Here is a 21,992-nt window from a genome sequence, read left to right as displayed (position 1 = left end):
ACGGTATCGATGCGTGGGGCGCAACGCCATCGACTCCCGTGTCGGCGCCGGGGAAGCGACGCGGGATGCGATACTGAGATCAACTACTCCCTGTGGCGTCTGGAGCCCGCGCTGAACGACGTCGCTTTCGAACTCGCCGTCCAGGACACGCACGGGCTGTCGGTGGCCGCCCGCCTCGCGGTGGACCGGATCGAACTGTGTGCCGCGCTCCCCCTCGGCGGGCTGACGCCGTCGCTGGCGTTCGTCGAGGCCGCCGTCGCCACCCCCGGCATCCCGCCCGTCCACGTTCTCGTGCGCCCCCGCCCGGGCGGCTTCGAGCACACACCGGACGAGACCGATCTGATCGTCCGCGACGTGCACCATGTCGTGTCGGCCGGGGCGCACGGCGTCGTGGTCGGCGGCCTGCGCGGCGACCGGATCGACACCGACCTGGTCAAGCGGGTGGTCGACGCCGCGGCCGGCGCCGACGTCACCTTCCACCGGGCCTTCGACACGCTCCCGGACCCGGCGGCGGCTTTGGACGTGCTGACCGATCTGGGCGTACGGCGGGTGCTGACCTCCGCCGGCGCCGACGCCGTGGCCGATGCCCTGCCGGCGCTGGCCGCCCTGGTCCGGGCCGCCGCCGGCCGCATCGAGATCATGGCGGGTGGCGGTGTCCGGCCGGAGGTGCTGACCGACGTGCTGCGCACCGGGGTCCGGGCGGTGCACGCCTCGGCGAAACACACCGTGCGGGACACGGCGACGGTCGGCTTGGGTACCGCCGCACCGGCCGGCGCGGGCGGCCGGGAGACCACCGACGAGGCTCAGGTGGCCCGGTTCCTGGCGGCCTTGCGCCCGTCCGCGGCGCGCCGGGGCTGATCAGTTTCGGCCGGACTCGCCGCCGGGTTCGTCCCGGCCGGGCTCATCGCCGGGCTCGTCCCGGCGGGCGGGGGCCAGGAAGCCGCGCAGGACCACGGTGAGGGCGGTGGTGAGGTCGGCGCGGCTGGCCTCGGTGCCCGGCGGTGGTGCGGTGCGCGCGCCGGCACCGACCAGCCGGTCGAACAGCAGGCCGTCGATGCAGGCGACCAGATGACGGCCGGCCCGCTCGGGGTCGGGGACTCCGGCGGCTGCCAGCATCGCTGCGGACTGGGCGCGTGAGGCGTCCCCGTACGCCAGGATGGTCCTGATCTCCGGGTGGTGGGTGGCCTCCAGCAGGCAGGCGTAGCGCGCGAGGGTCCGGTTGCGGCCCTGGCTCATCCACCCGTCGAGGATGCCGGCGAACGCGGCCGCCGCCGCGGCGACGTCGGTGAGGTCCGGCGCGGGGTCGCCGGCATCGGCGGGCAACCGGCCGGCCTGCAGATCCACCCGGTCGAGGTCGGCGATGCGGCGCACCACCGCTTCGATGAGCGCCTTGCGGGTCCGGAAGTAGGCGGACGTCGTGCCCTCGGGCAGGGCGGCGCGGCGGTCGACGGCGCGGTGCGTCAGGGCACGCATGCCCTCGTCGGCGAGGACGTCGATCGCCGCGTCGGTCAGGAGCGCGAACCGGTCGGCCGGCATGGTGGCATCACCTCTTTCTACAGCTGTAGTATGGCTTCTACAACTGTAGAAATAGGTGAGTGGTCATGACATCCAGCGCCGTGGTGATCGGTGGCGGCATCGGCGGACTCAGCGCAGCCCTGGGCCTGAGCCGAGCCGGCCGGCAGGTGACAGTGCTCGAACGGGCGGCCGCGTTCCGGCCCGTCGGCGCCGGCGTGGTGCTGCAGGCCAACGGCTTGCGCTGCCTCGACGCGCTCGGCGTCGGCGCCGCCGTGCGCGCGGGCGGGATCCCCGACAGGTCCGGCGGCACCCGCACCGCGGACGGGCGCTGGCTGGCCCGGGTCGAGGCCGACCGGCTGGAACGCGTGCTGGGCACCCCGGCGTACGGGATCCACCGCGCCACCCTGCACCAGATCCTGCTCGACGCCCTGCCCGGCGACGTCACCGTCCACACCGGCGCCGCGGTCACCGGCGTCACCGCGGACGGCGAGGTCACCTGGCAGGGACCCGACGGGCCCGCTCGGCTGCGGGCCGACCTCGTCGTCGGCGCCGACGGCATCCGCAGCACCGTCCGCAAGACGCTGTGGCCCGACGCCGCCGACCCGGTGCACGTCGGCGTGACCGCCTGGCGCGGCATCTCCCCCGTCTGGCCCGACGACCTCGTCGTCGGGATCAGCTGGGGCCCCGGCGCCGAGTTCGGCATCGTGCCCCTCGCGGACGGGCGCGTCTACTGGTACGGCGCGGTCAACGCCACCCCGGGCAGCGCCTCCGCGGAGATCGACGCCCGGTTCCGCCACTGGCACGACCCGATCCCGGAGCTGATCGCCGCGACCCCGGCCGTGCTGCGCGACGACCTCGCCTGCCTCGACGAGCCCCTGCCGACCTACGTCAACGGCCGGGTCGTGCTGCTCGGCGACGCCGCCCACGCCATGACACCCAACCTCGGCCAGGGCGCCAACCAGGCCCTCGAGGACGCCGTCGTGCTCGCCGCCGTGGCCGGCGAGCCCGACGGGCTGTCCCGCTACGACCGGCAGCGCCGCCCCCGCAGCCAACAGGTCGCCAAAGCATCCCGCATGATCGGGCGCTTCGGGCAGCAGCTGGAGAACCCGCTGGCGGTGGCGGCCCGCAACACTCTGATCCGGCTGATCCCGCCGCGTCTGGCTCTGCGCTCGATGGCCCGCCACGCCGACTGGCACCCGCCGGCCTGACGCGTCTCCGCCGGCTCGCCGGCCCACGCCGCTCAGTGTCGGGCCGGCAGCGCCCGAAGGGCCGCAGGCCGTCACCCGGCAGGGATCGCCGGCCGGGTGTCGGTGGCGCCCGCACGGGCCTGCGCGACCTGCCGCCGGCGCCGTTGTCGGGACGCCACCGCCGTGGCGGCCGCCACGGCCACGGCCAGGGCGAGGACGGCCGGGCCGCCGAGGGTGAGGATCCGGTGCAGGGATGTCGCGGCGGCGTACCCGGCGCCGGCCTCGACGGCTGCCCAGCCGACGGCTGCCGTCATGCTGTACGGCGCCATCCGGCGGTACGTCATGCCGGTGGCGCCCGCGACGTGCGGCAGCAGCGTCCGCAGCAGCGGCACGAACCGTGACACCAGCAGGGCCCGGCCGCCGTGCCGTGACATCAGGGCCTCGCCGCGGGCCCAGGCGTCCGCGGGCAGCCGCCGGCCGGTACTGCTGGTGCGCAGATGCCGGCCGAGGAGCCGCCCGGTGCGGTGGCTGATCAGGTCGGCGATGACGACCGACGACGCGGCGACCACCACGACCAGCGACAGGTCCAGATATCCGGCCCGGGCGAGCGCGCCGGCGCTCAGCATCAGCGTCATGGTCGGCACGAGCACGCCGACGAGCAGGTTCGACTCGATCAGCAGCGCGCAGGCCAGCACGGCGTACGCGGCTACCGGGGGCAGGTGGGCGAGCAGACCGGCCACGTCGGTCATCGGTGACTCCCGGGGTCGCGCCGCGGTGCCGGCTGCCTCGTGGTGGCGTACGGGCCCGAATGACTGTTCATGGTTTCAGCCTGCGCGCCGCCGCCCGTCGCCGGATCCGCCGTTGTGCGGCGGTCTCCGGCGACGAAAGTCGGGGGTGGCGGGCCCTCGATCAGCCCGCCGTCGGCAGGCCGTCAGGCCATCAGGCCGGCGTCGCGGGCGAGCAGCGCGGCCTGGACGCGGTTGGTCACCTCCAGGCCGGCAAGGATCCGGCTGACGTGGGCTTTCACGGTGCTCTCCCGCATGCTCAGCCGGTCGGCGATGTCGGCGTTGGTCTCGCCTTGGGCGAGCAGCACCAGCACGTCGCGTTCGCGGGGCGTGAGGCGGTCGAGCCGTTTCCGTGCCGCGACGGCCTGGGGTGTGGTGGTGGCGTGGTAGCGGTCGATGAGGCGGCGCGCCGCGGCGGGATGCAGCATGGCGGAGCCGGCGGCGACCACGTGGACGGCGCGCAGGATCTCAGCCGGGTCGGTGTCCTTGAGCAGGAAGCCGTCGGCGCCGGCGGCGAGCGCGTTGTAGACGTAGTCGTCGAGGTCGAAGGTGGTCAGGGTGATCACCTTGGGCGGGCGTGGGAGTGCGCGCAGCCGGGTCACGGCGGTGATGCCGTCCATCCGGGGCATCCGGATGTCGACCAGGGCCACATCGATGTGCAGGGCGGTGGCGTGGTCGATGGCTTCGAGTCCGTCGCCGGCCTGGGCGACCACCTCGATGGCGGGGTCGCCGTCGAGCAGGTCGGACAGGCCGAGCCGGACGAGGGCGTCGTCGTCGACGATCATGGTTCGGATCACGGGCGGGAGCCGTTCTGGTCGGTGCTGGCCGGATGGTCGGCGTGGGCGTCGTGGGGAATGCGGCCGGCCAGGGACCAGTGGCCGGACCCGGTGCGGCCGGCGTCCAACCGGCCTCCGAGCGCGGTGATGCGTTCGCGCAGGCCGACGAGTCCGTAGCCGGAGGAGACCGTGGCGATCGCCGGCGCACCGGCGGCATTGGTGACCTCGACCGTCGTCTCCGGAGGGCGGTAGTCGACGATGACCGTCGCCGGGGCGCGCCCGGCGTGCTTTCGAACGTTGGTGAGCGCCTCCTGAACGATGCGGTAGACGGCCAGCCGATGGGTGGTGGGCGCCTGGTCGGGGCGGCCGACGACGGTCAGGTCGACGTTCTGCCCGGCTGCTCGTGCTTCCTCGGCAAGCTGTTCGACCGGGCGCAGGACCGGCGCTGTGCCGGAGCCGGTGTCCTCGGTGCGCAGCGCGCCCAGGACACCGCGTAAGTCGGTCAAGGCGTCGGTCGACGCGGTACGCAGCAGGTCGAGCCGATCGGCGACCCGCTCCGGCAGCGTGCCGCGTTGCCCGGCGAGCACCCCGGCGTGCAGGGCGATCAAGCTCAGCCGGTGTGCCAGCACGTCGTGCATCTCGGCGGCGATCCGGGAACGCTCGGCGCTGCGGGCTGCCTGCTCGCGCAGCGTGCCCTGGATGCGCAGGTGCTCCACCTGGTCGGCCAGCAGTTGCAGGTTGCGTCGCTGGCTGCCGCGCCACATGCCGGCCACGATGGACAGCGACGAGAGCAGCACCCCGGTCGTCAGCTGAGCCAGCGGCCAGACGGACGTGGCCAGCATCACGACGGTGTTGGCGCTCAGGGCAGCCGCCGCGAGGGCCACGGCCGCACGGGCCCGGCGTCCGAACGCCAGGGAGAAGAGGCTGATACAGAACAGCGGGAGCAGGGAGACGCCCAGGCGTGCCGAGGCGACGGCGAGCAGTGCCGGTGCCACGTACCAGGGCAGCCTGGTCGCGAGCATCGCGCCGGTGCAGAGCAGGATCAGCGCCGCCAGGGCCACCCGCTCCATGCCGTGGGCGAAAAAGGTGACGTTGTAGTAGGAGCCGGCGCCCATCAGCACCACGAGCGCTGCCCGCCCGTACCGCTTGCGCCATCGGTTCAGGACCTCGCGCACCCGTCTGATCCTAGGTGATCGCGGGGAGCCGGCCCGTCGACCATCCACCATGCACATCCCCTACTTTGGTACTGGATCATCGTCGCAGATCGGCCGATCTTCCGGGCGGCGCCCGAACCTAGCGTCATGGTCATGAACGCTGTGGTTACCCACGAGAACCATGCCGAGGTGCTGACCTTCCTGCGCGAAGCGGTACGCGACCGGCGAACCGTCGGCGCTGTCGCGCCCAGTGGCAGGGCACTGGCCGAGGTGCTGACCGCGCCGGTACGGGACCGTCCGGCACAGCCGCTGACCGTCCTGGAGGTCGGTGCCGGTACCGGCTCGGTGACGAGGGCGCTGCTGGGCCACATGCCCACGGGAAGCAACCTGGACATCATCGAGGCGAACCCGCGGTTCGCCGCCCGGCTGCGCCGTCTGGTCGACACCCGGGATCCGCTCACCTCCGCGGCGGCGACCGCCGAGATCCACGAAATGCTCCTGTCGCGGTTCGCGACCGAGCGGCGGTACGACGTCATCGTCTCCGGTCTCCCGATGACCAATTTCGAGCCGGGCGAGGTGAACGACATCATGGCGCGGCTGGTGGAGCTGCTGCACCCCGAGGGAACCCTGACCTATTTCGCCTACGTCGGGACCCGGGCCGCTCGCCGCCTCGTCTCCGCCCCCGCACAAGCCCGCCGGCACGACGCCGTCGAGGCCGTGCTCCAGGCCTGGCGGGCAGCGCACACCGCCCGCCGGCGGACGGTGTGGGCCAACCTGCCTCCCGCCCACGTCTGGCACCTGCGCAGTGCCTTGCGCGGGCTGGCCGACCGGCCGGCGGCCTGATCCGGGTGCGTACGGTTCCACCATGACTTCGCCGGGCGCGCGGACGGCGGCCCCGAGTAAGCGCTCTTCGCGGCGTCGACGTCGCCCGCGATGTCGTCACTGAGGTCGGTCAGCTGCCATCGGCGAGGACCATCGGGGTCATGGTCTCGCCGGCACGCACCGCGGCGTTCAGCCGCCGGTGTCCGCGCACGGCAAGGAAGTCGGGCGCCTGGTGCAGCACCACGATCTCGCCGTCATCATCAGTCACCGCGACGGGGCGTACGCGGTGAGGATCGAGGTGGCACGCCGGTGCCGGACGCACAGTGGCAGGCGTCTCGAGCGTCTCGACAATCCGCGCGACGACCTGTTCGGCGGTTGCCCTCGTGGTGTCACAGATCAGGTCGTAGTTGCGGAGATCGGCCTTGTCGACGCCGTATCGCGCCAGAAAACGCTGCCGTTCACTGTCGCTGCGATCCGCGAGTTGGCGCCGGGCTTCCTCGGCGCTGCCGTATTTCTCCACCGGGTCACCGGGCCGGGCCAGCACACGCCGGGCTGCCACGACGGGATCGGCGATGAGGTGGACCTTGAGGGCGTCAGCGAAGAAATACCACGCCAGCCGGCTGTCGACCACCAACCGTTCGCCGGAGGCCGCGATGTCGTGCTGCAGCTGGTCGATGTGGTGGTCGACCTTGTCGTCCAGCTCCGCATGCAGGTTGAACTGCAAGGCGGTCATGCCGTGCTCCGCGGCCATCCGGCGATAGAGATCACCGATGCTGACCCGCCGGACCCCGAGCTGCTCCGCCAGCATCACCGAAACGGTCGTCTTACCACTACCAAGATCGCCATTGAGGACTACTGCCCGAGGCAGGATCATCGACCCACCATAGCGGGCTCGCCAGCGCGCCCCGGGCCGTCGCCCTCCTCGGGCGTCCGCGAGCACCCGAGATGCCATTCACGCGCCGCCGGGCCGAGATGTTGATCTGCTGGCGCTACGAAATCGCTGTGATCAAGGGGTTGAAACCGCGAATTCGCATCGCTAGCAGATCAACACCGCCGCGCGGACCCACCGCAGCCGACCGCAGCCCCTTGTCCAGCGACCGCGACCGAGCGGAAGGCAAGCAACACCACGCCGCCCCTTCTGCCTCGCCCGCCGCCGCAGCGACATCCGGCGCGGCCGATCGATCGTGCCGGATCTAGCATGCTGTCCATGAGCGACGGCAACCCCGGTGAGCTACCCGAGCTGACATTCGCACTCCCGACCATCCCGGCCTCGGCCGGAGCTCTGATTCGTGGCCGCAAGGGCCGATTGCTCATCCTGAAGCCGACGTACAAGGGCGGCTGGACGATCCCGGGTGGGGTCGTCGAGATCGGCGAGTCACCCTGGGATGCGTGTCGCCGCGAAACCAGGGAGGAGTGCGGCCTCGACGTCACCACGGGGCGACTCGCGTGCGTTGACTTCCGCCGCCCACGGCCTGACCGTCCGGGTGGTATGCGGTTCCTTTTCGACTGCGGCGTCTTCGACGACGAGGTCCTGAACACGGTGGTCATCCAGCCGGTCGAGATCGCCGAAAGCCGGATCCTGCCGATCGACGCGGCGCTGCCTTTGCTCAGTGGACCAGTCCGGCGTCGGGTACGCGCCGCCTGGAAGGCGAAACGGGTGCGCTATCTGGAGGACGGCCGCCCCGTACCGGGTATTGGCCCTTAGCGGTCGGGGGCCGGCGACCGCACAGCGAGGCGAGGGCGGTACTGGGCTACCGCGCAGCTATGAATCCGTGCCCGATCATCTGTCACCGGCGTGAGCTTCGGCTGGATCATGAAGTTTGCACCGGAGAACAAACGGGGCGGTGGCAAGCCTAGAGCTCGACCGGATGCAGCTGAACGTCCTGGTGAGGAACATAGATCCGCACCCAAACTGGCGTCCTGGCGGCAGTGGGCGCCGGCCCCCGACTGCGGCGGAAGCTACAAGATCATGCCGCTCAGCTACCGACCCACTCGACAAACTTCGATGGCGCAAACCTGGACTGGGACAAAGTGGCCGGCACGAGGGACACACCTCGATGGCAAAGGACAGTCAGTACTGGTATCGACGGCGGAAGCGCAGCTGGGCTGCCCGTGAGTGTGAGCGCCACTTTCGGGCGCGTCAGATGTCTGCCGGAGACGTGGGCCGGGGGCGCGGTCGCATCAACTCGCTGGCGCGTTCAGATCTGGTAGGCGGCCGGTGCGATGCGGGTGGCCGACGTGCCTGGCGTCCAGGCCAGCATCCCGATCCCCTCAACGGCGGCGTCGCTTCTCCGCACGCCTCCGACGATGTCGATGCTCATCTCAGCGGCCACCGTGCGGGCGGTGCACGCGAACGAGAAGTCAGCGAATGCTTCTTCCATGTCTTTGTTGTCGTGCATCAGCTCCGGGCAGCCGGTAACGCCCAGAGCGTCGAGGTGGCGGCGCTCGATCGGTAATGGTTGGCCGATCGCCCAGGCCGGAACTGTCTCGCTGTATCGCCGGACAGTGCGGCCGGCCCGCGCGATCAGCCAGTCCGATTCGTCGCCGTACTCGGTGAGGGAGTACGCGTGCGCCTCGCCGTAATGGCTGCTGAGCTGCTCGAGCAGGTACCGCACCTCCTCGCCGTGCTCGTCAGGCTGCGGATCGCACCATCCACCGGCAATGACAGTCCACCCGTTCAGCTGCGGTGTGACGAAGACCAGGCCACCAGGGCCAGTGATGCTGTCGGAGACCACCGTGTTGGCGAGGGCGAACGTCGCCGCTCGTGCGGGGGTCAGTCCAAGAATGGCCATGATGCCGCGCTGATCGCCGCCCCGGACGCACATCCACGCATCCCAGCAGAGGCTGACATTCAGGAACCGCTCCGAGGGCGCTTTGATACGCACGAGGCGCTCCGCCGCGGCCAGGTCGGCAGGATGCAGGCCCGCTTCACCGGCAATGTTGACCAAAACCTCGAGCGCGGCACCGCGCAGTCTGCCGGGGCCATGGCGCCGGATCCGCTGCAGTTCGGGAACGATGGCTGGTCCTCGCTTGGCGAGCCGCCATACGAGAGTTCGGTACTCGCACTCAGGGCAACCACGGAGTTTGCTGAGCTCGGTCTCCACATCGGCGTCGCTTTCCTTCATAAGATCTTTCTACCTGCCGACGATGCGCTGATGCGCCCCAGCGGGTCATGCAGCTCACTGCCGGCCTGACGCTGCCGTACAGCTCCGGCTCCGTCGTAGGAAACGTCAACCGGATCAAGATGATCAAGCGGCAGATGTACGGCCCGAACAGCGCTCTACTCGCGCACGAGGCGGGATGTGATCTCCTGCCCATCGTCATGGCGAGGTTCGTCGATCCGCTCGGTTAGCGAGTTGATCAATGCGGGTATGGCGTGCGGGCGATGCGAACCGGAGGGCCGACGATTTGAGCAGTACGAGCGCAGCGGGCCGCCGCGCGGGGTTCGCCCGGCGGGACACCGAGTCCCAGGAGTTCATGGACTTCGCCGACTGCGACCCGGACCGGCTGGAACGCACCTACCGGCAGTTCCGCACGGTGAACCGGCTCGTCTCGGGCTGGCGGCGCGTCTACCGGCAGATGATCCGGCCGCGCCTGGACGCCGAGCGGCCCACCACGCTGCTGGACATCGGTTTCGGTGGCGGGGACATCTCCCGCGCCCTCGCCGGCTGGGCGGCCCGGGACCGGCTGGTGCTGCGTGTCACCGCCATCGATCCCGACGGGCGCGCGCTGCGGCACGTGCGCGCCCTGCCGTCCAGCGGGGTGCGTTTCGAGCAGGCGTCGAGTGCGGACCTGGTGGCCCGCGGCGACCGGTACGACGTGGTGGTCTCCAACCATCTGCTGCACCACCTGGACCCGGTGGCGCTGGACGCGCTGCTGGTGGACAGTACGGCGTTGTCGCGCGGGCTGGTCGTCCACAACGATCTGTCGCGGGCGCGCGCGGGTTACGGTTTCTACGCCGTCGCCACGCTGCCGTTCGCCCGCCGGTCCTTCATCCACCAGGACGGTCTGCTCTCCATCCGCCGCAGTTACCGGCGCGCGGAGCTGCAGGCGGTCGTTCCGCCGGGGTGGCAGGTCAGGCCGATGTTCCCGCAGCGTCTCCTGCTCACCCATGAGGGAGCGCACCAGTGACCTTGCCCCTGATCACCGCGGCCGCGGTGAGTTATGCGAGCAACGCCGCCTTCGGCGCCGCCGTCGCCGTGGGTGCCGTCGACAACCGGCGCATCCGCTGGGTCCACCACGCCCTGTACGTGGTGACCTCGTCGCTGACCACGGCGGCGCTCGTGGCGAGCGCTGTCGAACGCCGCCCGGCCGGTCTCGCGCTGCTGCCGGCGGCCGGCCCGCTCGTCGCGTTGCCCTACGCCGGCGGGAGACTGCGCCGGCACGCCGCCGTCGCCGGTTGCGCCGCGCCGGCGTACGCCCTCGCCCTCGTCCTGGCCTGGAGGAATCGCTGATGGAGTTTCTCGATGTGGTGCGCCGCCGCCGGACCACCAACGGTGCGTTCCTGCCCGACCCGGTCTCCGAGGAGCATCAGCGGCTCCTGATGGAGGTCGCGGGACGTGCCCCGTCGCAGCTGAACAGTCAGCCGTGGCGGTTCGTGATCGTGGAGGAACGCGAGACGATCGAGGCCATCGCCCGGATCAGCGGTGACAGCATGACCGAGGCGATGTCCAACGGCACGTTCTTCGAGCGGTACAAGCCGTACTTCCGCTTCAGCAAGCAGGAGATGGAACGCCGCCGCGACGGGATGCTGTTCGACCGGCTGCCGGCGCCGCTGCGCCCGTTCACCAGTCAGGTGTTCACCGCCCGCGGCCAGAAACTGATGAACGCCATGCGGGTGCCGCAGACCCTGGGCGAGGAAAACCGCAAACTCGTGGCCGGTTCCCCGCTGCTGCTGGGTGTGATGCTGGACCGCTCCGAGTACCGGCCGGGCGAGTTGTCCTCGTTCTACTCGGTGTTCAGCATGGGCGCGGCCATGGAGAACGTCTGGCTCACCACCGTCGAGCTCGGCATGGGCATCCAGTTCGTCTCCTTCCCGATGGAGGTTCCGGGGCGCTGGGACGAGATCGTGCGCCTGCTGCGGGTGCCCGACGATCTTGAGCTGATGGCCGTCTACCGCCTCGGCTATCTGCCGACGGAGCAGCGGCGGCCACCCATCGACTGGACCAGTGAGCAGCGCAAGGTGCCGTCGCAGTACGTGTTCCGGGGCACCTGCGCCACGCCGCAGCAGGGCTGGGATCAGCCGATCGGCGGCTGAGGATACGAAAGCATTGCTTTCCGGCCGGCGGGCGCGCGCTGACTCACTCGCGGGCGGTTCGTGTCAACCCACGTTGACGAACCGAGCTACTGTCAACTACGGTTGACGCATGCGGCGATTGTCAGGATCTGATCGAGCGGCGATCCCATACGGCGACGAGACACTCGCTATGCGACTGCGAACCCTTCTGGGGAACGGGCATCCGGTGGTCGCGGCCGCCACCGTCTCCCGCCAAGGGCAGCGGGTGGCGGGACTCGGCGCCGACCCTGCGGCGGACTTCGAGATCGGCTCCATCTCGAAAGGCGTGACAGGCTTGCTGTACGCCGACGCGCTCGCCCGCGGTGAGGTCGATCGGTCGACGGCGCTGGGGGACCTGTTGCCGCTGGGCGACTGCCCCGCCGCCCGGGTGACACTGGCGTCGGTGAGCACTCACCACTCCGGGTTGCCTGGCCTCGCCGCATCGAGCGCGCCATTGCGGCGCACTGCGGCACTGTGGTTGCGCGGAACCAATCCCTACGGTGACAGGTTGGACCAGCTGATCGCTCAAGCGCGGTCGGTCCGGGTCGGTAGACCCCGGGCGCGCTACTCCAACCTGGGATTCGAACTGCTGGGTCACGCCATTGCGACCGCCGCCGGAGTGAGCTACCGGCAACTCGTGTGCCAACGCATCACCGACCCTCTCGGTCTCGATGCCTTCTACGCTCCGACGACTCCCGCAGAGCTGCGACCCAGCGCGCTGACCGGCAGGAGCAGGTTCGGACGTGCCCGGCAGCCCTGGACCGGCGAGGCCGTGGCTCCTGCCGGCGGAATTCGCGCCTCCATCGAGGCGATGGCCCGCCTGACCGCCGCATTGCTGGACGGTTCGGCTCCTGGTCTCAGCGCACTGGATCCGGTCACCCGGTTCGCTGGACGCGCCGTTGGCATCGGTGCCGCCTGGATCACGCTCGAGCACAACGGCCGTACGGTGACCTGGCACAACGGTGGCACCGGGGGATTCCGGTCATGGCTGGGACTGGACCGGGCCGCAGGCGCCGGAGTGGTGATCCTGACCGCTACGTCGGCCGCCGTCGACCGGCACGGCTTCACCCTCCTGGCCGAGACCGCCGCAGGCCCGAACCCGCGGCCACAGCGCTGACGGCACAGCAAGGACCGATCGGCGTGTTGTCATACGTCCGGAGTGCCGGTTGCCGCAGCTTCGGACCTGCTCAACAGGGCGGTACCGACCAGCCAGCTCACCGCGACCGCGAGCATGACACGTTCCAGGACGGCGCCCGTGGTGCCGCGCCCGACGACGAGCATCGTCACGCCCAGCACCGCACCCACCGGCACGAGCAGCGCCAGCGCGGCCGCGGTGAGCCGCCGGATCGCCGGGCGGGTGGCCTCCCACCAGGTCACCGCCATCGCCGCCGCCAGCACGACCATGCCCAGGATCGCCGCGGCGGTGTGGATGACGTCGGCGGGCGTCGTCGGCTCGTACGGCGGCAGCGGACATCGATCGCTGCACGCGACGGCGCCGGAGGTGCCGGCGAAACCGGCCGCGGCCAGCAGGAGCACTCGGGCCCGGCGCGAGGCCTGGCCGAGCACCGCGACGCCGAGTGCGAGCAGCAGCAGACCACAGCGATAGACCATGGCGTACGGCCGACCGGCGACCCCCACCTCGCTGACGTATCCGCGCCACCAGGGCCCCGGCTGCGCGACAAGGGTGACCAGCATGACGGCGGCGCCGGCGGTGACCAGGACCGCGGCCGTCACAGCAAGCCGGTTCCGGGACATCCCGCCATCATGATCGGTGCGCTGCCCGCGCGGACCGGCGGGCCCGTCAACCACCCTCATGATTCCGCGCCTTCTGCCGGCCGCCCGCCGCCTGAGCACTCCTCGGGCGGAGCGTAGGCGCGAATGGTGCCGTCGTGCCGCGGAACCCGTCCGTGCCGGAGGACGGCGACGACACGTTTGCAGACCGGGCACCTGCCCCGCCGGCGCCTCGGTCGCTGAGCCACCCTGCCTCCCCCTGTGCGAACCGGCTCGAGCCTGCGTTATGGGGTGTTGACCGCTGGTGGTTTGATCATTGCGCTCTCCACCTACCGCTTCTCGGGAGACGACGATCTTCTTCTTCGAAGGTGAGCGCGGGCCGGCTTGATCGTCGCCCGCGCCCTCCTCGCCGTCACGGTTACCCTGATCGTCTCCTGCGGCGCGGGCTTCAAGCTGCTTCTGCTCTGCCATTAGCCAGACCCGCAGACAGCCAGCCGATCACCGCCGTCTCCTTGATACCGCGCCGGCACCCGTACAACCCATGCTCGCACCGTATCCACCATGGACCAGTCGATCGACGTCACGACGGCTCGCGCCCTCCCGCGCGACCTCAGGTGCCGGTCAGCTCGTCGGCCAGGGCGAGCAGTTCGGCCATCGTCCACGCGCCGGCGACGCCGGGCCGGGCATGCAGGTAGGACGCGATCTGCTCGCGGTCCCAGCGGTGCGATTCGTGCAGTCCGCCCACGAGCATCCGCAGGTACGCCGCCGCCGGGGCGTTCGGCGTCACCTCGGCAGCCGACCACGGCGCGGTGAACGTGAAGATCGGGTGACCGTCCCGGGCGCCGGCGCACACCAGCGTCTCGTACCGGCCGGGGCCGAGCTGCACCCGGCCGTGCCGCACGACATCGTCGAGGACGTCGAGGTCCACGCCCGGCTCCCGGTACATCTCCTGGGCGACCACGTCGGCGAACTGTCCGGCCGTCATCAGGTAGGCGCGGGCGGCCACCGTGCCGGGCAGCTGCGGGTCGTACATCGCCATGCCGCCGGCCCACTGTGAGGACTCCAGCGCGAAGTAGATGCCGCCCGGCAGCATCACCGGCGCCGTGGCCAGGGGCTCACTGGCGTCCCGGCACCCCGGCAACACCCGGCGGGCGCCGGGCGGGCGGCCACCGGCCAGGTAGTAGCGCAGCCGCGCCGCGTACAGGTTGGATCCGTAGGCGGCGTACCAGACGAGCTCGCAGGCATCCGCCGGCGCCGAGACGGTCATGGGTACGGGTCGGGCTTCACCCCGGCGAACCATCACGTCCGAGCTCCGCAGCAGATCCGCCGCGTCCGGTTCTGCTCCCCCGGCGGTCACGTCGAAGTCGTTCATGGCCGCATTCTGCGTCGCCGCCCGGCCACACGGCAATGCAGTCCCCAGCCTTCACCAGCCGAGGGTGACCGGTTCGGCGGGTGTCCCGGACGTGAGCAGGTCGGTCAGCAGGGCGGCAAAATCACGCGGCGAGAACAGGTCGGGCCCGGCGTGATCGGTGATGTCCGGCAGCCGCCACCACCGGAAGGCGGCGAGGTGCTCGGCGGCAAGCTGGTCGTCGGTGAACTCGCCGCGAGGCTCGAACCGGGTGGTACGGACGAGGAAGTAGTCGTTGACCATGCCATCGAAGCCGGGCACTTGATCCGGGGCGACGACCACCTGACGCCAGACATGCGGCAGTTCACCGGCGGCGACCAGGCCGGTCTCCTCCCGCAACTCCCGGCGCAGCGCGGACGGGCCGTCCTCCCCCGGCTCGACGCCGCCACCGGGGGCGGCCCACACGGCCGGCGCTCCGGCCAGGACCGCCGGGTGCGGGCCGACGAACCGGCACAGCAGGACGTGGTCGTTCTCGTCGAGAATAATCGCGCGGACGGAGGCGCGAAGGTGCGGCGACATGGCGGACTCCTGACCCGGTACGCGCCGTGACACATCGATCGACGCGAGGAGCAGGGTAACGCGGTTGTCTTCTGACGCCGGGCCGGCCGGGTGGTTCTCCGGCACTACGATTCCGCACATGTGGCGGGCGAACGCAACGATCTCGGCAGTGGCGTACCTCTTCTGGACCGCGCACCGCGTCAACCTCCCCGCCGCCACCGTCCCGGCAGAGCTCGGCTGAGCTCATGAGCCCCGGTGGCACCGACGCGAGCCTGCTGGAGTTGGTGGTGGGTTTCTTCGTCGCGACCTCGCTCATTGCGGTCATCACGATGACCCTGCGCCGCCGCGGCGGCCGCCAGGACCTGCTGGGCAATCAGGTCCGCGAGTTACAGGCGCGGACCGCCGCCGCAACGCCCCGGGACGCGGACACTCGCCTGCGGGACGAGGCCACCCGGATCGCTGACGCCCGCGTTCACGAAGCCGCCTCCCGCGCTCCCGCCCCTGACGCTTCCCGCGCGGAAGCCACGTCTGACGCGCTGACCTCCGATGCGTCCGCCCCGGCTGCGGTGTCCCCCGGCGCGGGAGTTCCGGATGTCACGGCGGTGGGTCAGCCGGCTCAGGACGGCACTGCCCCGCCGGACGGGTGGCTGGCGGCGCCCGGCGGGAACAGCGACGCGATGGCCGACGCGTTCGCCTGGCTGCGGATCGCGGCCCTCGTGGAAGCCGGGCAGCGCGAGCAGGCGGTCGAACTGCTCAGCACCACGATGACCATCTCGGCGGACGAGGCGGAGATGCTCGTCGACGGCCTGAGCGAGGCGGGCGGCGAACGGCGCCCCGATTGACCCACGCAGTGATCCTCTGGGAAGGGCCAAGCGCGTGCTCCTGGCCAGATGAACCCGATCAGGCGCGAAAGGCGCGCATCACCGTGGAGGACACCGCCGCCAAGCCGGGACGCGCCGGCACCAACAACGATGACCCAGCCGATGCGGCGGTCGGTAGCACGTCGCCGGGCGTCAGGTCGGCGGCGTCGGTCCAGATGCCCTTGTTGTCGTTCCGGAACGGGTGGTGGGCGCCGGGAGGCGGTTTCCCCTCCCGGCACCCGCTCTATCCGAGAATCTCCACGGTGAACCGCTCGGCATAGCCGGCGGTGACATCACTCGCCGCCACGTCGCGCAGCAGCGCCACGATCTTGTCGAAGAGTTCGTCACCGAGCTGGCGCCGGCTCTCTGACGACTCCTGCCAGACGAGGTGGACCGGTCGTTCGACATCGGTGGTGAGGCGATCCCAGAGCGCGTCCAGGTTCTTCCCGTAGTAGGGACCGAAGTCGAGAGCGGCCGCAAGTGCCCGGTGCAGGTCCAACTCGGAGGCGATCTCTCGACCACGAAGCACGACAGTCGTCATCGCTACTTCCAGTTCGGCAGCTGGTAGACGGTTTCGTAGTGGTTGTAAGTCACATACGCGAGGCCGTCGTCAGAATAGACGAGGCGCGTCCCCGGCTGCTTGGCGCGCGACATGTTCCCGACCAGGCCGACATCGGCCTCGAACCAGCTGCGCCCGGGCGCGGCCGGCACCACACCTGTCGTGTTCCGGAACGGGTCGCCGCCGATCTGTCCTCCCGGGACCTTGTTCCCCAACGCCTTGCCCGGCTCCCAGCCCGCCGCTTGCGCCTGCGTCTTGGTCACATAGTTCGACGGCAGCCGCCCGGTGGCGCGCAGCGAATCCATCAGCGGGTTCGCGGCCTGAGCGGTGGTCAGGCTGTTTCTCAGGCCGACGGCCGCGTTGACATTCTCTGCGCCGCTGGTGGCCCGCGGTGCTTTCGTGGCGCCGCCCCGGGCGGCTTTGACAGCACTGGCACCGCCGACGAGCATGCTGCCGACGTCGAGCACGCCGCGGGTGACTTGACGGACCGGGTTGCCCGAGTCCTCCTCATAGCCGGCCTTGAAACCGTTGATGATGTTTTTCGGCTGGTAAGCCTGCTTGAGGTCGTTCTGCGCGGCCTTCTTCTTGGACTTGGGAGTGCCGACGCTGGTCGCGGACGCGTCGTCGAGGTTTTCGTACGTCTTCAGCGCGCCGGTGACGATCTCCTCGGTCCACTCGGTGGCCTCGGATTGGATGTCTTCCTCGACCTCCTCGCTCTTGTCCAGCGCCTCGCTGATCTTGTCGCCGGCGTCGGAGAGCCAGTCGGTGAGAGATTCGCCGGTCGGGTCGACGGAGAGCAGGACCTGTCCGTCGACGTAGGCGTACGGCGACATCGCGGGTTCACCGATGCCGGCCTTGACCGGGTCGACGCCGGTGAAGGAACCAGTGCCCGGGTCGTACATGCGGGCCCGCATGAAGTAGTCGCCGCCGGCCGTGGCGTCCTGGTATTGGCCGGTGAACTTCAGCGGGTTCGCGGTCGCGGCGTCGGTCGCGGTGATGTCGACCCCGGCCTCGGTGGGTGAGGTACGCGGCAGACCGTACGGGTCGTAGTCGTAGACGGCCTGCACACCGCCGTTGCCGGAGACCAGGGCGCTGGTGCCGCCGAGCCAGTCATGGACGTAGATGCTGGCCGCACCGCCGTCGCGCAGAGCCAGCGGTTCGCCGGTGACGTTGTGCACGAACGTCCGCGCATCGGAGCCGGCGGAGTCGACCGCGATCTGCGGTAGGCTGCCGTTCAGGTCCCAGTCCCAGGTGCGGGTGGACGCGCCGGTGGTCGCGGTCAGCCGCTGGCCGGTCGCGCTGTAGGCGTACGTGGTCTTCTGCCCGCCGACGGTGGCCGACAGCAGCGTGTGGTCGAGGTGGTACTCGTACCGGTCGGCGCCGTCGTCGGTGCGGTTGCCCTCGGAGTCGTACTTGTAGGCTTTGGTGCCGGCGCTGGCCCCGGTCGTGGTCTCCGAGATGAGCTGATCGACGTCGTCGTAGCGGTAGGTGGTCGCGCTGTTGCCGGCCGCGCCGCTGCGGGTCTGGCTCTTGCGGTTGCCGACCAAGTCGTATGTGTAAGAGATCTTTCCGGTGCCGGCGCTGTCGCAGCTGGCCGTTCCGTAGCAGGCATCGGTGAGCCGGTCGGCCGGGTCGTGGCGGTAGGCGACCTGCTCGCTGATCCCGCCGCGGGTGGTGGTGATCTTCTTGGGGTTGCCGACCGGGTCGAGATCCAGGGCGTACTTGCCGACTGTGCCGGTCTCGATGCCGGTGAGGCGGCCGGCCCGGTCATAGTCGAGCCGCTCGACCAGGCCGTCTGCGGGCAGATCGACCGAGGTGCGGCGACCGGCCGGGTCGTAACTGAAGGTCCAGCTGTCGCCGGCGGCGGTCAATTCCTTGATCCGGTTGTCGGCGTCGTAGTCGGCGGTGATCGCGGTGCCGTCCGGGAAGGTCCGGGAGGTGACGTTGCCGTTGCCGTCGTAGCCGTAGTCGAAGACCCGGTCGCCGCGCTTGATCTGCTCGACCCGGCCATTGGTGTCGTACGCGTAGGACTGGCTGCCGGCCGGGTCGTTGGCGCTGGTCAGCTCGTCCTTGGCGTTGTAGCCGAAGGTGTAGACCGGACCGGTGGTGCCGAGCTTGGTCTGGGTGCGCCGGCCCAGGGTGTCGTAGGTGTCGGTGATCGTGTGCTTGTCGCGCTCGGGGTCGCGGCCCGGGTTGCGCGGGTCGGCCACGGTACGGGCGATGACGGTCTCGACGACGTGGCCCTCGGCGTCGTAGACATGCTCGCGGTAACGGCCCAGCGCGTCGGTGGTGGCGATCACCCGGCCGGCCTTGTCGTAGAACGCCGTGCGGGTGTGCTGCAGCGGGTCACGCACCTCGGTGACCGCGCCGTTGGCGTCGTAGCTGTAGCTGGTCGCCTGCCCGCCGGTGGCGTCCGGCGCGAGCACGGTCTTGAGCTGGTCGGCGTCGTCGTAGCCGTACCTGGTGACCCGCTTGTTCGCGTCGGTACGCGTGGTGACCCGGTTGATCGCGTCGTAGCTCGCCTCGGTGACGTTGCCGAGCGGGTCGGTCGTCGAGGTCAGGTTGCCGGCCCGGTCGTAACCGAAGCGGGTGCGGTAGTCGTCGGCGTTCGCGCCCTCGGCGTTGCCCCGCGGCTCCACCTGCGAGGTGCGCCGGTTGTCGCCGTCGTAGGCGAAGCTGGTGACGCCGCCGGTGGCCGACGTGATCTTTTCCGGGTTGCCGGCCGCGTCGTAGTCGGTGTGGGTCTTGCCCTGCTGGGAGTCGGTGACGTCGGTCGGGCGGTTGTTCTTGTCGTAGGTGAACCCGGTCCGGGCCTTCGCCGGGTCGTCGATGCTGGTGACGTTGCTGTTGTTGTCGTAGCTGGCCGAGCTCTGCGCACCCAGCGGGTCGGTGTCGGTGACGGCCCGGTCCAGCTCGTCCCAGCCGGTGTCGCGGCTGACCTCGCCGCCACCCGGGTTCGGGTGGGTGCGGCGCACCGGGTTGCCGTTGCCGTCGTAGTGAAACGTCCAGGTGTACTGGGCCGGGTCGGCGCCGGGCTCGTTGCCGCGCGCGGTGACCAGCTTCTCCAGCAGGCCTTTCTTGCTGTACGCGTACGAGGTCTTGTCGCCCTCGCCGTTGCTCTGCGACTGCAGCCGCCCGGCGGCGGTGTAGGCGTACGTGGTCACGTCGCCGCGCGGTGACCTGACCGTCTCGAGCCGGTCAGCCCGGTCGTAGTCGTAGATCGTGGCGCGCGACAGCGGGTCGACCACCGTCTTGGTACGGCCCCCCTCGTCGTAGCGGGTCTCCCACGGCTTGCCCTTGCCGGGCTGCTGTACCAGCGTCTGCCGGTCCTCGTTGTCGTAGGAGTAGGCCGTCGTGAAAGCAGCGCGGTTGGCGCCGCTGGCCGTGCCACGCGGGTCGATGACCGTCTTCAGCCGGCCGGCGCTGTCGTACGTGTACTCGGTTCGCCGCCCGGTCGGGGTGATCTCCGCCGTCAGGTTTCCGGCGCTGTCGTACTCGTACCGGCTGGTTTTGTCCCGCGGGTCGGTCATCGAGGTGCGCAGACCGCGGCCGTCGTACTCATAGGTGTACGAGCGGCCCTCGCCGTTGGTGCGCTTGGTCATCTCGTGGAAGTCGTTGTACTCCGCCGTCCAGGTCACCCCGTTGCCGTCGGTGTACGTCTTCGGCTTGTTACCGGGCGTGAACTCGGCCTTCTCGGTGAAGCCGAACGGCTCCGGCGCCTTGCTCGACGCCATGTTCCCGGCGCCGTCGAAGGTCGACTCGCGCTGGTTGTTGTTGCCGTCAACGTTCAGGTTGGGGTTGGCCTGCGCGTCGTAGCGCTGGCTGCTGGTGTCGCCGTTGCCGTTCTGGGTGTACTTCACCAGGTTGCCGGCGTAGCCGTCGAAGTTCACCACCCCGTCCGGGTCGGTGACCTTCGCCTCCTGCTTACCGGCGTCCCACTCGACCGTGGTGACCTTGCCGTTGATGTCACGCTGCTCGCTCACCCGCCCGGTCGTGGCGTCGTAGGTGTTGGTGACCTCCGCCAGGCCGCGGGAGTTGATCACCTCACGAAGCCGGCCGTTGTCGTACCGGTACTGGGTGGTCTGGTTGATCGCCGACTGGAACGAGCGCAGCCGGCCACCCTCGTAGTCGTAGTTGGTGAACCGGCCGTCCGGCAGCGTCACCTTCGTGACGAAGCCCAAGTCCTGCCGGTACTCGATCGCCACCTTGCGGCCCGCCGCGTCGGTCACCGACATCAACGCCGATCCGGTGTAATTCAGCGTGAAGCCGTGCCCGCGCTTGTTCTTCGCCGACAGGTAGCGCCCGCTGCCGTCGAACCGATGCGTGACCTGCTCCGGCGTGGTCAGCTCCCAGCCGGCCTCGGTCTTCTTCAAGTCCGACCGCACCCCCGCCGGACGCCGGTACGACCCGTCGTCGGAACGCTTGTAGTCGGCCTGCGCGCCGTCCTCGGCCCGCACCGTGGCCCCGGTATCGGTCGCCGTCACCTTCAAGTCCAGCGTGGACGCCCAGCCGTTGCCGAACAGCCCCGACGACGTGTTCGCCGACGAGTACACCCGGCCGAGCTGGAACGGCACCGCGAACGACGCCATGCCCAGATCCGACTCGATCCGGGTGAACGCGCCGGTGCCAGTGTTCACCCCACGCCCTCGTACCTGCTGGCCGGAGGTGCTGCGGCCCAGCGCGTTCGCGCAGGCACAGCCGGCGGCCTGCGCTGCCGGGATCGCCGGGGTCTCGCCCAACGTCCGCGGCCGGGCGTTGTTCGACGACGCCGACGTCTGAGTGCTGCCGTCCGGGTAGCTCACGGTGATCTTCACGAAGTAGTCGTGGCCGGCGTCCAGCGCCCAGCCCTCCGCCCCGCCGAACCCGCGGCAGAACTGGCGCGGGGAGCCGCACACCGGCAGATCGCCCTTGCCCAGCGTCACCGACTCCTGCGCCCGCTGCGACGCGGCGTCGTACACGGTCGCCGACCACGAGGTGATCGCCGTGTCCGCGAGACTGAAGTAGACCACCAGCGACGTATCGCCTGTCGCATAGCCGGAGCGCAGCACCAGCGCGTCAGCGCCGCGCACCGCGCTCTCGGCCGCGCGGCCCACAACCTGCCTGGCCCGCTTCGCGGGTGCGCCCGCCGCCGCGAACTGAGTCGCGGTCAGCTTCCGGGCCATACCCGCCGCCTCGGTGGACGGCGGCTCCACCGGCGGACGCTCGCCCACCGGGAGTCCCTTGTTCGGCAACGCCGAGACCGGCAATGGGCGCTCGGGCGACCCGGGACCCTGCGGCGCCGGCGGCGTGCCCGGCGCCGCGGCCACCGCGGGTGCCGCGCGCACCGGCACCGGGGCGAGCGCCACCAGCACAGCCGCGGCTAGCGCCAGACCTCGCCTTCTCCATGATCTGGGCAGCGTGAAATGGTCCTCCGGCATGACCG

20 protein-coding genes and 1 pseudogene are annotated in these 21,992 nt (G+C 70.6%); 10 read left to right on the top strand and 11 right to left on the bottom strand.

Annotation, left to right across the window (positions count from 1 at the left end; all coding sequences use genetic code 11):
* Positions 1 to 9 precede the first annotated feature (9 nt).
* Positions 10 to 858: a copper homeostasis protein CutC gene (locus LPA41_RS05500; RefSeq protein WP_255689281.1), complete on the top strand. Its 849-nt coding sequence runs from the start codon at positions 10 to 12 to the stop codon at positions 856 to 858.
* Here LPA41_RS05500 and LPA41_RS05495 read toward each other — a convergent pair whose 3' ends face one another.
* A complete protein-coding gene (locus tag LPA41_RS05495; RefSeq protein WP_229068830.1) occupies positions 859 to 1,536 on the bottom strand; it encodes a TetR/AcrR family transcriptional regulator in 678 nt (225 codons plus the stop codon).
* Positions 1,537 to 1,601: 65 nt separating this feature from the next.
* Here LPA41_RS05495 and LPA41_RS05490 point away from each other — a divergent pair, with 65 nt between their 5' ends.
* Positions 1,602 to 2,723: an FAD-dependent monooxygenase gene (locus LPA41_RS05490; protein ID WP_229068829.1), complete on the top strand. Its 1,122-nt coding sequence runs from the start codon at positions 1,602 to 1,604 to the stop codon at positions 2,721 to 2,723.
* Between the two features lie 71 nt (positions 2,724 to 2,794).
* Here LPA41_RS05490 and LPA41_RS05485 read toward each other — a convergent pair whose 3' ends face one another.
* From LPA41_RS05485 to LPA41_RS42905, 3 genes are all read right to left on the bottom strand, one after another.
* Positions 2,795 to 3,451 (bottom strand): DedA family protein, encoded by a 657-nt coding sequence (locus tag LPA41_RS05485; RefSeq protein ID WP_229068828.1) that lies wholly within the window; start codon positions 3,449 to 3,451, stop codon positions 2,795 to 2,797.
* A 182-nt stretch (positions 3,452 to 3,633) separates the two neighbouring features.
* Complete coding sequence (locus tag LPA41_RS05480) at positions 3,634 to 4,272, bottom strand: response regulator transcription factor (RefSeq protein ID WP_229068827.1); 639 nt, start codon at positions 4,270 to 4,272, stop codon at positions 3,634 to 3,636.
* An 8-nt stretch (positions 4,273 to 4,280) separates the two neighbouring features.
* The gene (locus tag LPA41_RS42905; protein ID WP_229068826.1) at positions 4,281 to 5,438 is read right to left on the bottom strand and encodes a histidine kinase; all 1,158 of its coding nucleotides are present in this window, start codon (positions 5,436 to 5,438) and stop codon (positions 4,281 to 4,283) included.
* A 132-nt stretch (positions 5,439 to 5,570) separates the two neighbouring features.
* On the opposite strand from LPA41_RS42905, the gene LPA41_RS05470 reads away from it, so the two are divergent.
* Complete coding sequence (locus LPA41_RS05470; RefSeq protein ID WP_229068825.1) at positions 5,571 to 6,260, top strand: class I SAM-dependent methyltransferase; 690 nt, start codon at positions 5,571 to 5,573, stop codon at positions 6,258 to 6,260.
* Positions 6,261 to 6,393: 133 nt separating this feature from the next.
* Here the strand turns inward: LPA41_RS05470 and LPA41_RS05465 are convergent.
* Positions 6,394 to 7,113 (bottom strand): annotated as a pseudogene (locus tag LPA41_RS05465) (cytidylate kinase family protein); the annotation flags it as partial.
* A 333-nt stretch (positions 7,114 to 7,446) separates the two neighbouring features.
* On the opposite strand from LPA41_RS05465, the gene LPA41_RS05460 reads away from it, so the two are divergent.
* Positions 7,447 to 7,944 carry an NUDIX hydrolase gene (locus LPA41_RS05460; RefSeq protein ID WP_229068824.1) on the top strand — a complete coding sequence of 166 codons (498 nt, stop codon included), beginning with the start codon at positions 7,447 to 7,449 and terminating at the stop codon, positions 7,942 to 7,944.
* A gap of 493 nt (positions 7,945 to 8,437) precedes the next feature.
* Here LPA41_RS05460 and LPA41_RS05455 read toward each other — a convergent pair whose 3' ends face one another.
* Positions 8,438 to 9,364 (bottom strand): hypothetical protein, encoded by a 927-nt coding sequence (locus LPA41_RS05455; protein ID WP_229068823.1) that lies wholly within the window; start codon positions 9,362 to 9,364, stop codon positions 8,438 to 8,440.
* Between the two features lie 47 nt (positions 9,365 to 9,411).
* Here LPA41_RS05455 and LPA41_RS05450 point away from each other — a divergent pair, with 47 nt between their 5' ends.
* From LPA41_RS05450 to LPA41_RS05430, 5 genes are all read left to right on the top strand, one after another.
* Positions 9,412 to 9,591: a hypothetical protein gene (locus LPA41_RS05450; RefSeq protein WP_229068822.1), complete on the top strand. Its 180-nt coding sequence runs from the start codon at positions 9,412 to 9,414 to the stop codon at positions 9,589 to 9,591.
* 56 nt (positions 9,592 to 9,647) lie between these two features.
* On the top strand, positions 9,648 to 10,370 hold the full coding sequence (locus LPA41_RS05445; protein WP_229068821.1) for a class I SAM-dependent methyltransferase: 723 nt from the start codon (positions 9,648 to 9,650) through the stop codon (positions 10,368 to 10,370).
* A complete protein-coding gene (locus LPA41_RS05440) occupies positions 10,367 to 10,693 on the top strand; it encodes a hypothetical protein (protein WP_229068820.1) in 327 nt (108 codons plus the stop codon). The genes LPA41_RS05445 and LPA41_RS05440 overlap by 4 nt, the downstream gene beginning before the upstream one ends.
* Entirely contained in the window at positions 10,693 to 11,496 is an 804-nt protein-coding gene (locus tag LPA41_RS05435; protein WP_229068819.1) for a nitroreductase family protein, read from the top strand. The genes LPA41_RS05440 and LPA41_RS05435 overlap by 1 nt, the downstream gene beginning before the upstream one ends.
* Positions 11,497 to 11,701: 205 nt before the next feature.
* Positions 11,702 to 12,631 carry a serine hydrolase gene (locus LPA41_RS05430; protein ID WP_229068818.1) on the top strand — a complete coding sequence of 310 codons (930 nt, stop codon included), beginning with the start codon at positions 11,702 to 11,704 and terminating at the stop codon, positions 12,629 to 12,631.
* Between the two features lie 29 nt (positions 12,632 to 12,660).
* Here the strand turns inward: LPA41_RS05430 and LPA41_RS05425 are convergent, their stop codons facing one another.
* From LPA41_RS05425 to LPA41_RS05415, 3 genes are all read right to left on the bottom strand, one after another.
* Complete coding sequence (locus LPA41_RS05425) at positions 12,661 to 13,269, bottom strand: DUF998 domain-containing protein (protein WP_229068817.1); 609 nt, start codon at positions 13,267 to 13,269, stop codon at positions 12,661 to 12,663.
* Positions 13,270 to 13,855: 586 nt separating this feature from the next.
* A complete protein-coding gene (locus tag LPA41_RS05420) occupies positions 13,856 to 14,617 on the bottom strand; it encodes a histone deacetylase (protein ID WP_229068816.1) in 762 nt (253 codons plus the stop codon).
* Positions 14,618 to 14,668: 51 nt separating this feature from the next.
* Positions 14,669 to 15,172, bottom strand: a complete 504-nt coding sequence (locus LPA41_RS05415; protein ID WP_229068815.1) for an NUDIX domain-containing protein — start codon at positions 15,170 to 15,172, stop codon at positions 14,669 to 14,671.
* Between the two features lie 224 nt (positions 15,173 to 15,396).
* Here LPA41_RS05415 and LPA41_RS05410 point away from each other — a divergent pair, with 224 nt between their 5' ends.
* Entirely contained in the window at positions 15,397 to 15,993 is a 597-nt protein-coding gene (locus LPA41_RS05410; RefSeq protein ID WP_229068814.1) for a hypothetical protein, read from the top strand.
* Between the two features lie 262 nt (positions 15,994 to 16,255).
* On the opposite strand, the gene LPA41_RS05405 is transcribed toward LPA41_RS05410, so the two are convergent.
* Positions 16,256 to 16,552 (bottom strand): barstar family protein, encoded by a 297-nt coding sequence (locus LPA41_RS05405; RefSeq protein WP_229068813.1) that lies wholly within the window; start codon positions 16,550 to 16,552, stop codon positions 16,256 to 16,258.
* Positions 16,553 to 16,554: 2 nt separating this feature from the next.
* On the bottom strand, positions 16,555 to 21,987 hold the full coding sequence (locus tag LPA41_RS05400; RefSeq protein WP_229068812.1) for an RHS repeat-associated core domain-containing protein: 5,433 nt from the start codon (positions 21,985 to 21,987) through the stop codon (positions 16,555 to 16,557).
* Positions 21,988 to 21,992: the final 5 nt, after the last annotated feature.

This window comes from Actinoplanes sp. DH11, assembly GCF_020873875.1.
Lineage (GTDB): Bacteria > Actinomycetota > Actinomycetes > Mycobacteriales > Micromonosporaceae > Actinoplanes.
This window is presented reverse-complemented; position numbering and strand designations above follow the sequence as displayed.

Excerpts from the sequence above, each read along its gene's own strand:
- LPA41_RS05455 (WP_229068823.1), bottom strand. The coding sequence starts at position 9,364 with ATGAAGGAAAGCGACGCCGATGTGGAGACCGAGCTCAGCAAACTCCGT.
- LPA41_RS05485 (WP_229068828.1), bottom strand. The coding sequence starts at position 3,451 with ATGACCGACGTGGCCGGTCTGCTCGCCCACCTGCCCCCGGTAGCCGCG.
- LPA41_RS05405 (WP_229068813.1), bottom strand. The coding sequence starts at position 16,552 with ATGACGACTGTCGTGCTTCGTGGTCGAGAGATCGCCTCCGAGTTGGAC.
- LPA41_RS05420 (WP_229068816.1), bottom strand. The coding sequence starts at position 14,617 with ATGAACGACTTCGACGTGACCGCCGGGGGAGCAGAACCGGACGCGGCG.
- LPA41_RS05460 (WP_229068824.1), top strand. The coding sequence starts at position 7,447 with ATGAGCGACGGCAACCCCGGTGAGCTACCCGAGCTGACATTCGCACTC.
- LPA41_RS05500 (WP_255689281.1), top strand. The coding sequence starts at position 10 with ATGCGTGGGGCGCAACGCCATCGACTCCCGTGTCGGCGCCGGGGAAGC.
- LPA41_RS05415 (WP_229068815.1), bottom strand. The coding sequence starts at position 15,172 with ATGTCGCCGCACCTTCGCGCCTCCGTCCGCGCGATTATTCTCGACGAG.
- LPA41_RS05410 (WP_229068814.1), top strand. The coding sequence starts at position 15,397 with ATGAGCCCCGGTGGCACCGACGCGAGCCTGCTGGAGTTGGTGGTGGGT.
- LPA41_RS05495 (WP_229068830.1), bottom strand. The coding sequence starts at position 1,536 with ATGCCGGCCGACCGGTTCGCGCTCCTGACCGACGCGGCGATCGACGTC.
- LPA41_RS05470 (WP_229068825.1), top strand. The coding sequence starts at position 5,571 with ATGAACGCTGTGGTTACCCACGAGAACCATGCCGAGGTGCTGACCTTC.
- LPA41_RS05435 (WP_229068819.1), top strand. The coding sequence starts at position 10,693 with ATGGAGTTTCTCGATGTGGTGCGCCGCCGCCGGACCACCAACGGTGCG.
- LPA41_RS05480 (WP_229068827.1), bottom strand. The coding sequence starts at position 4,272 with ATGATCGTCGACGACGACGCCCTCGTCCGGCTCGGCCTGTCCGACCTG.
- LPA41_RS05425 (WP_229068817.1), bottom strand. The coding sequence starts at position 13,269 with ATGTCCCGGAACCGGCTTGCTGTGACGGCCGCGGTCCTGGTCACCGCC.
- LPA41_RS05400 (WP_229068812.1), bottom strand. The coding sequence starts at position 21,987 with ATGCCGGAGGACCATTTCACGCTGCCCAGATCATGGAGAAGGCGAGGT.
- LPA41_RS05450 (WP_229068822.1), top strand. The coding sequence starts at position 9,412 with ATGCAGCTCACTGCCGGCCTGACGCTGCCGTACAGCTCCGGCTCCGTC.
- LPA41_RS05490 (WP_229068829.1), top strand. The coding sequence starts at position 1,602 with ATGACATCCAGCGCCGTGGTGATCGGTGGCGGCATCGGCGGACTCAGC.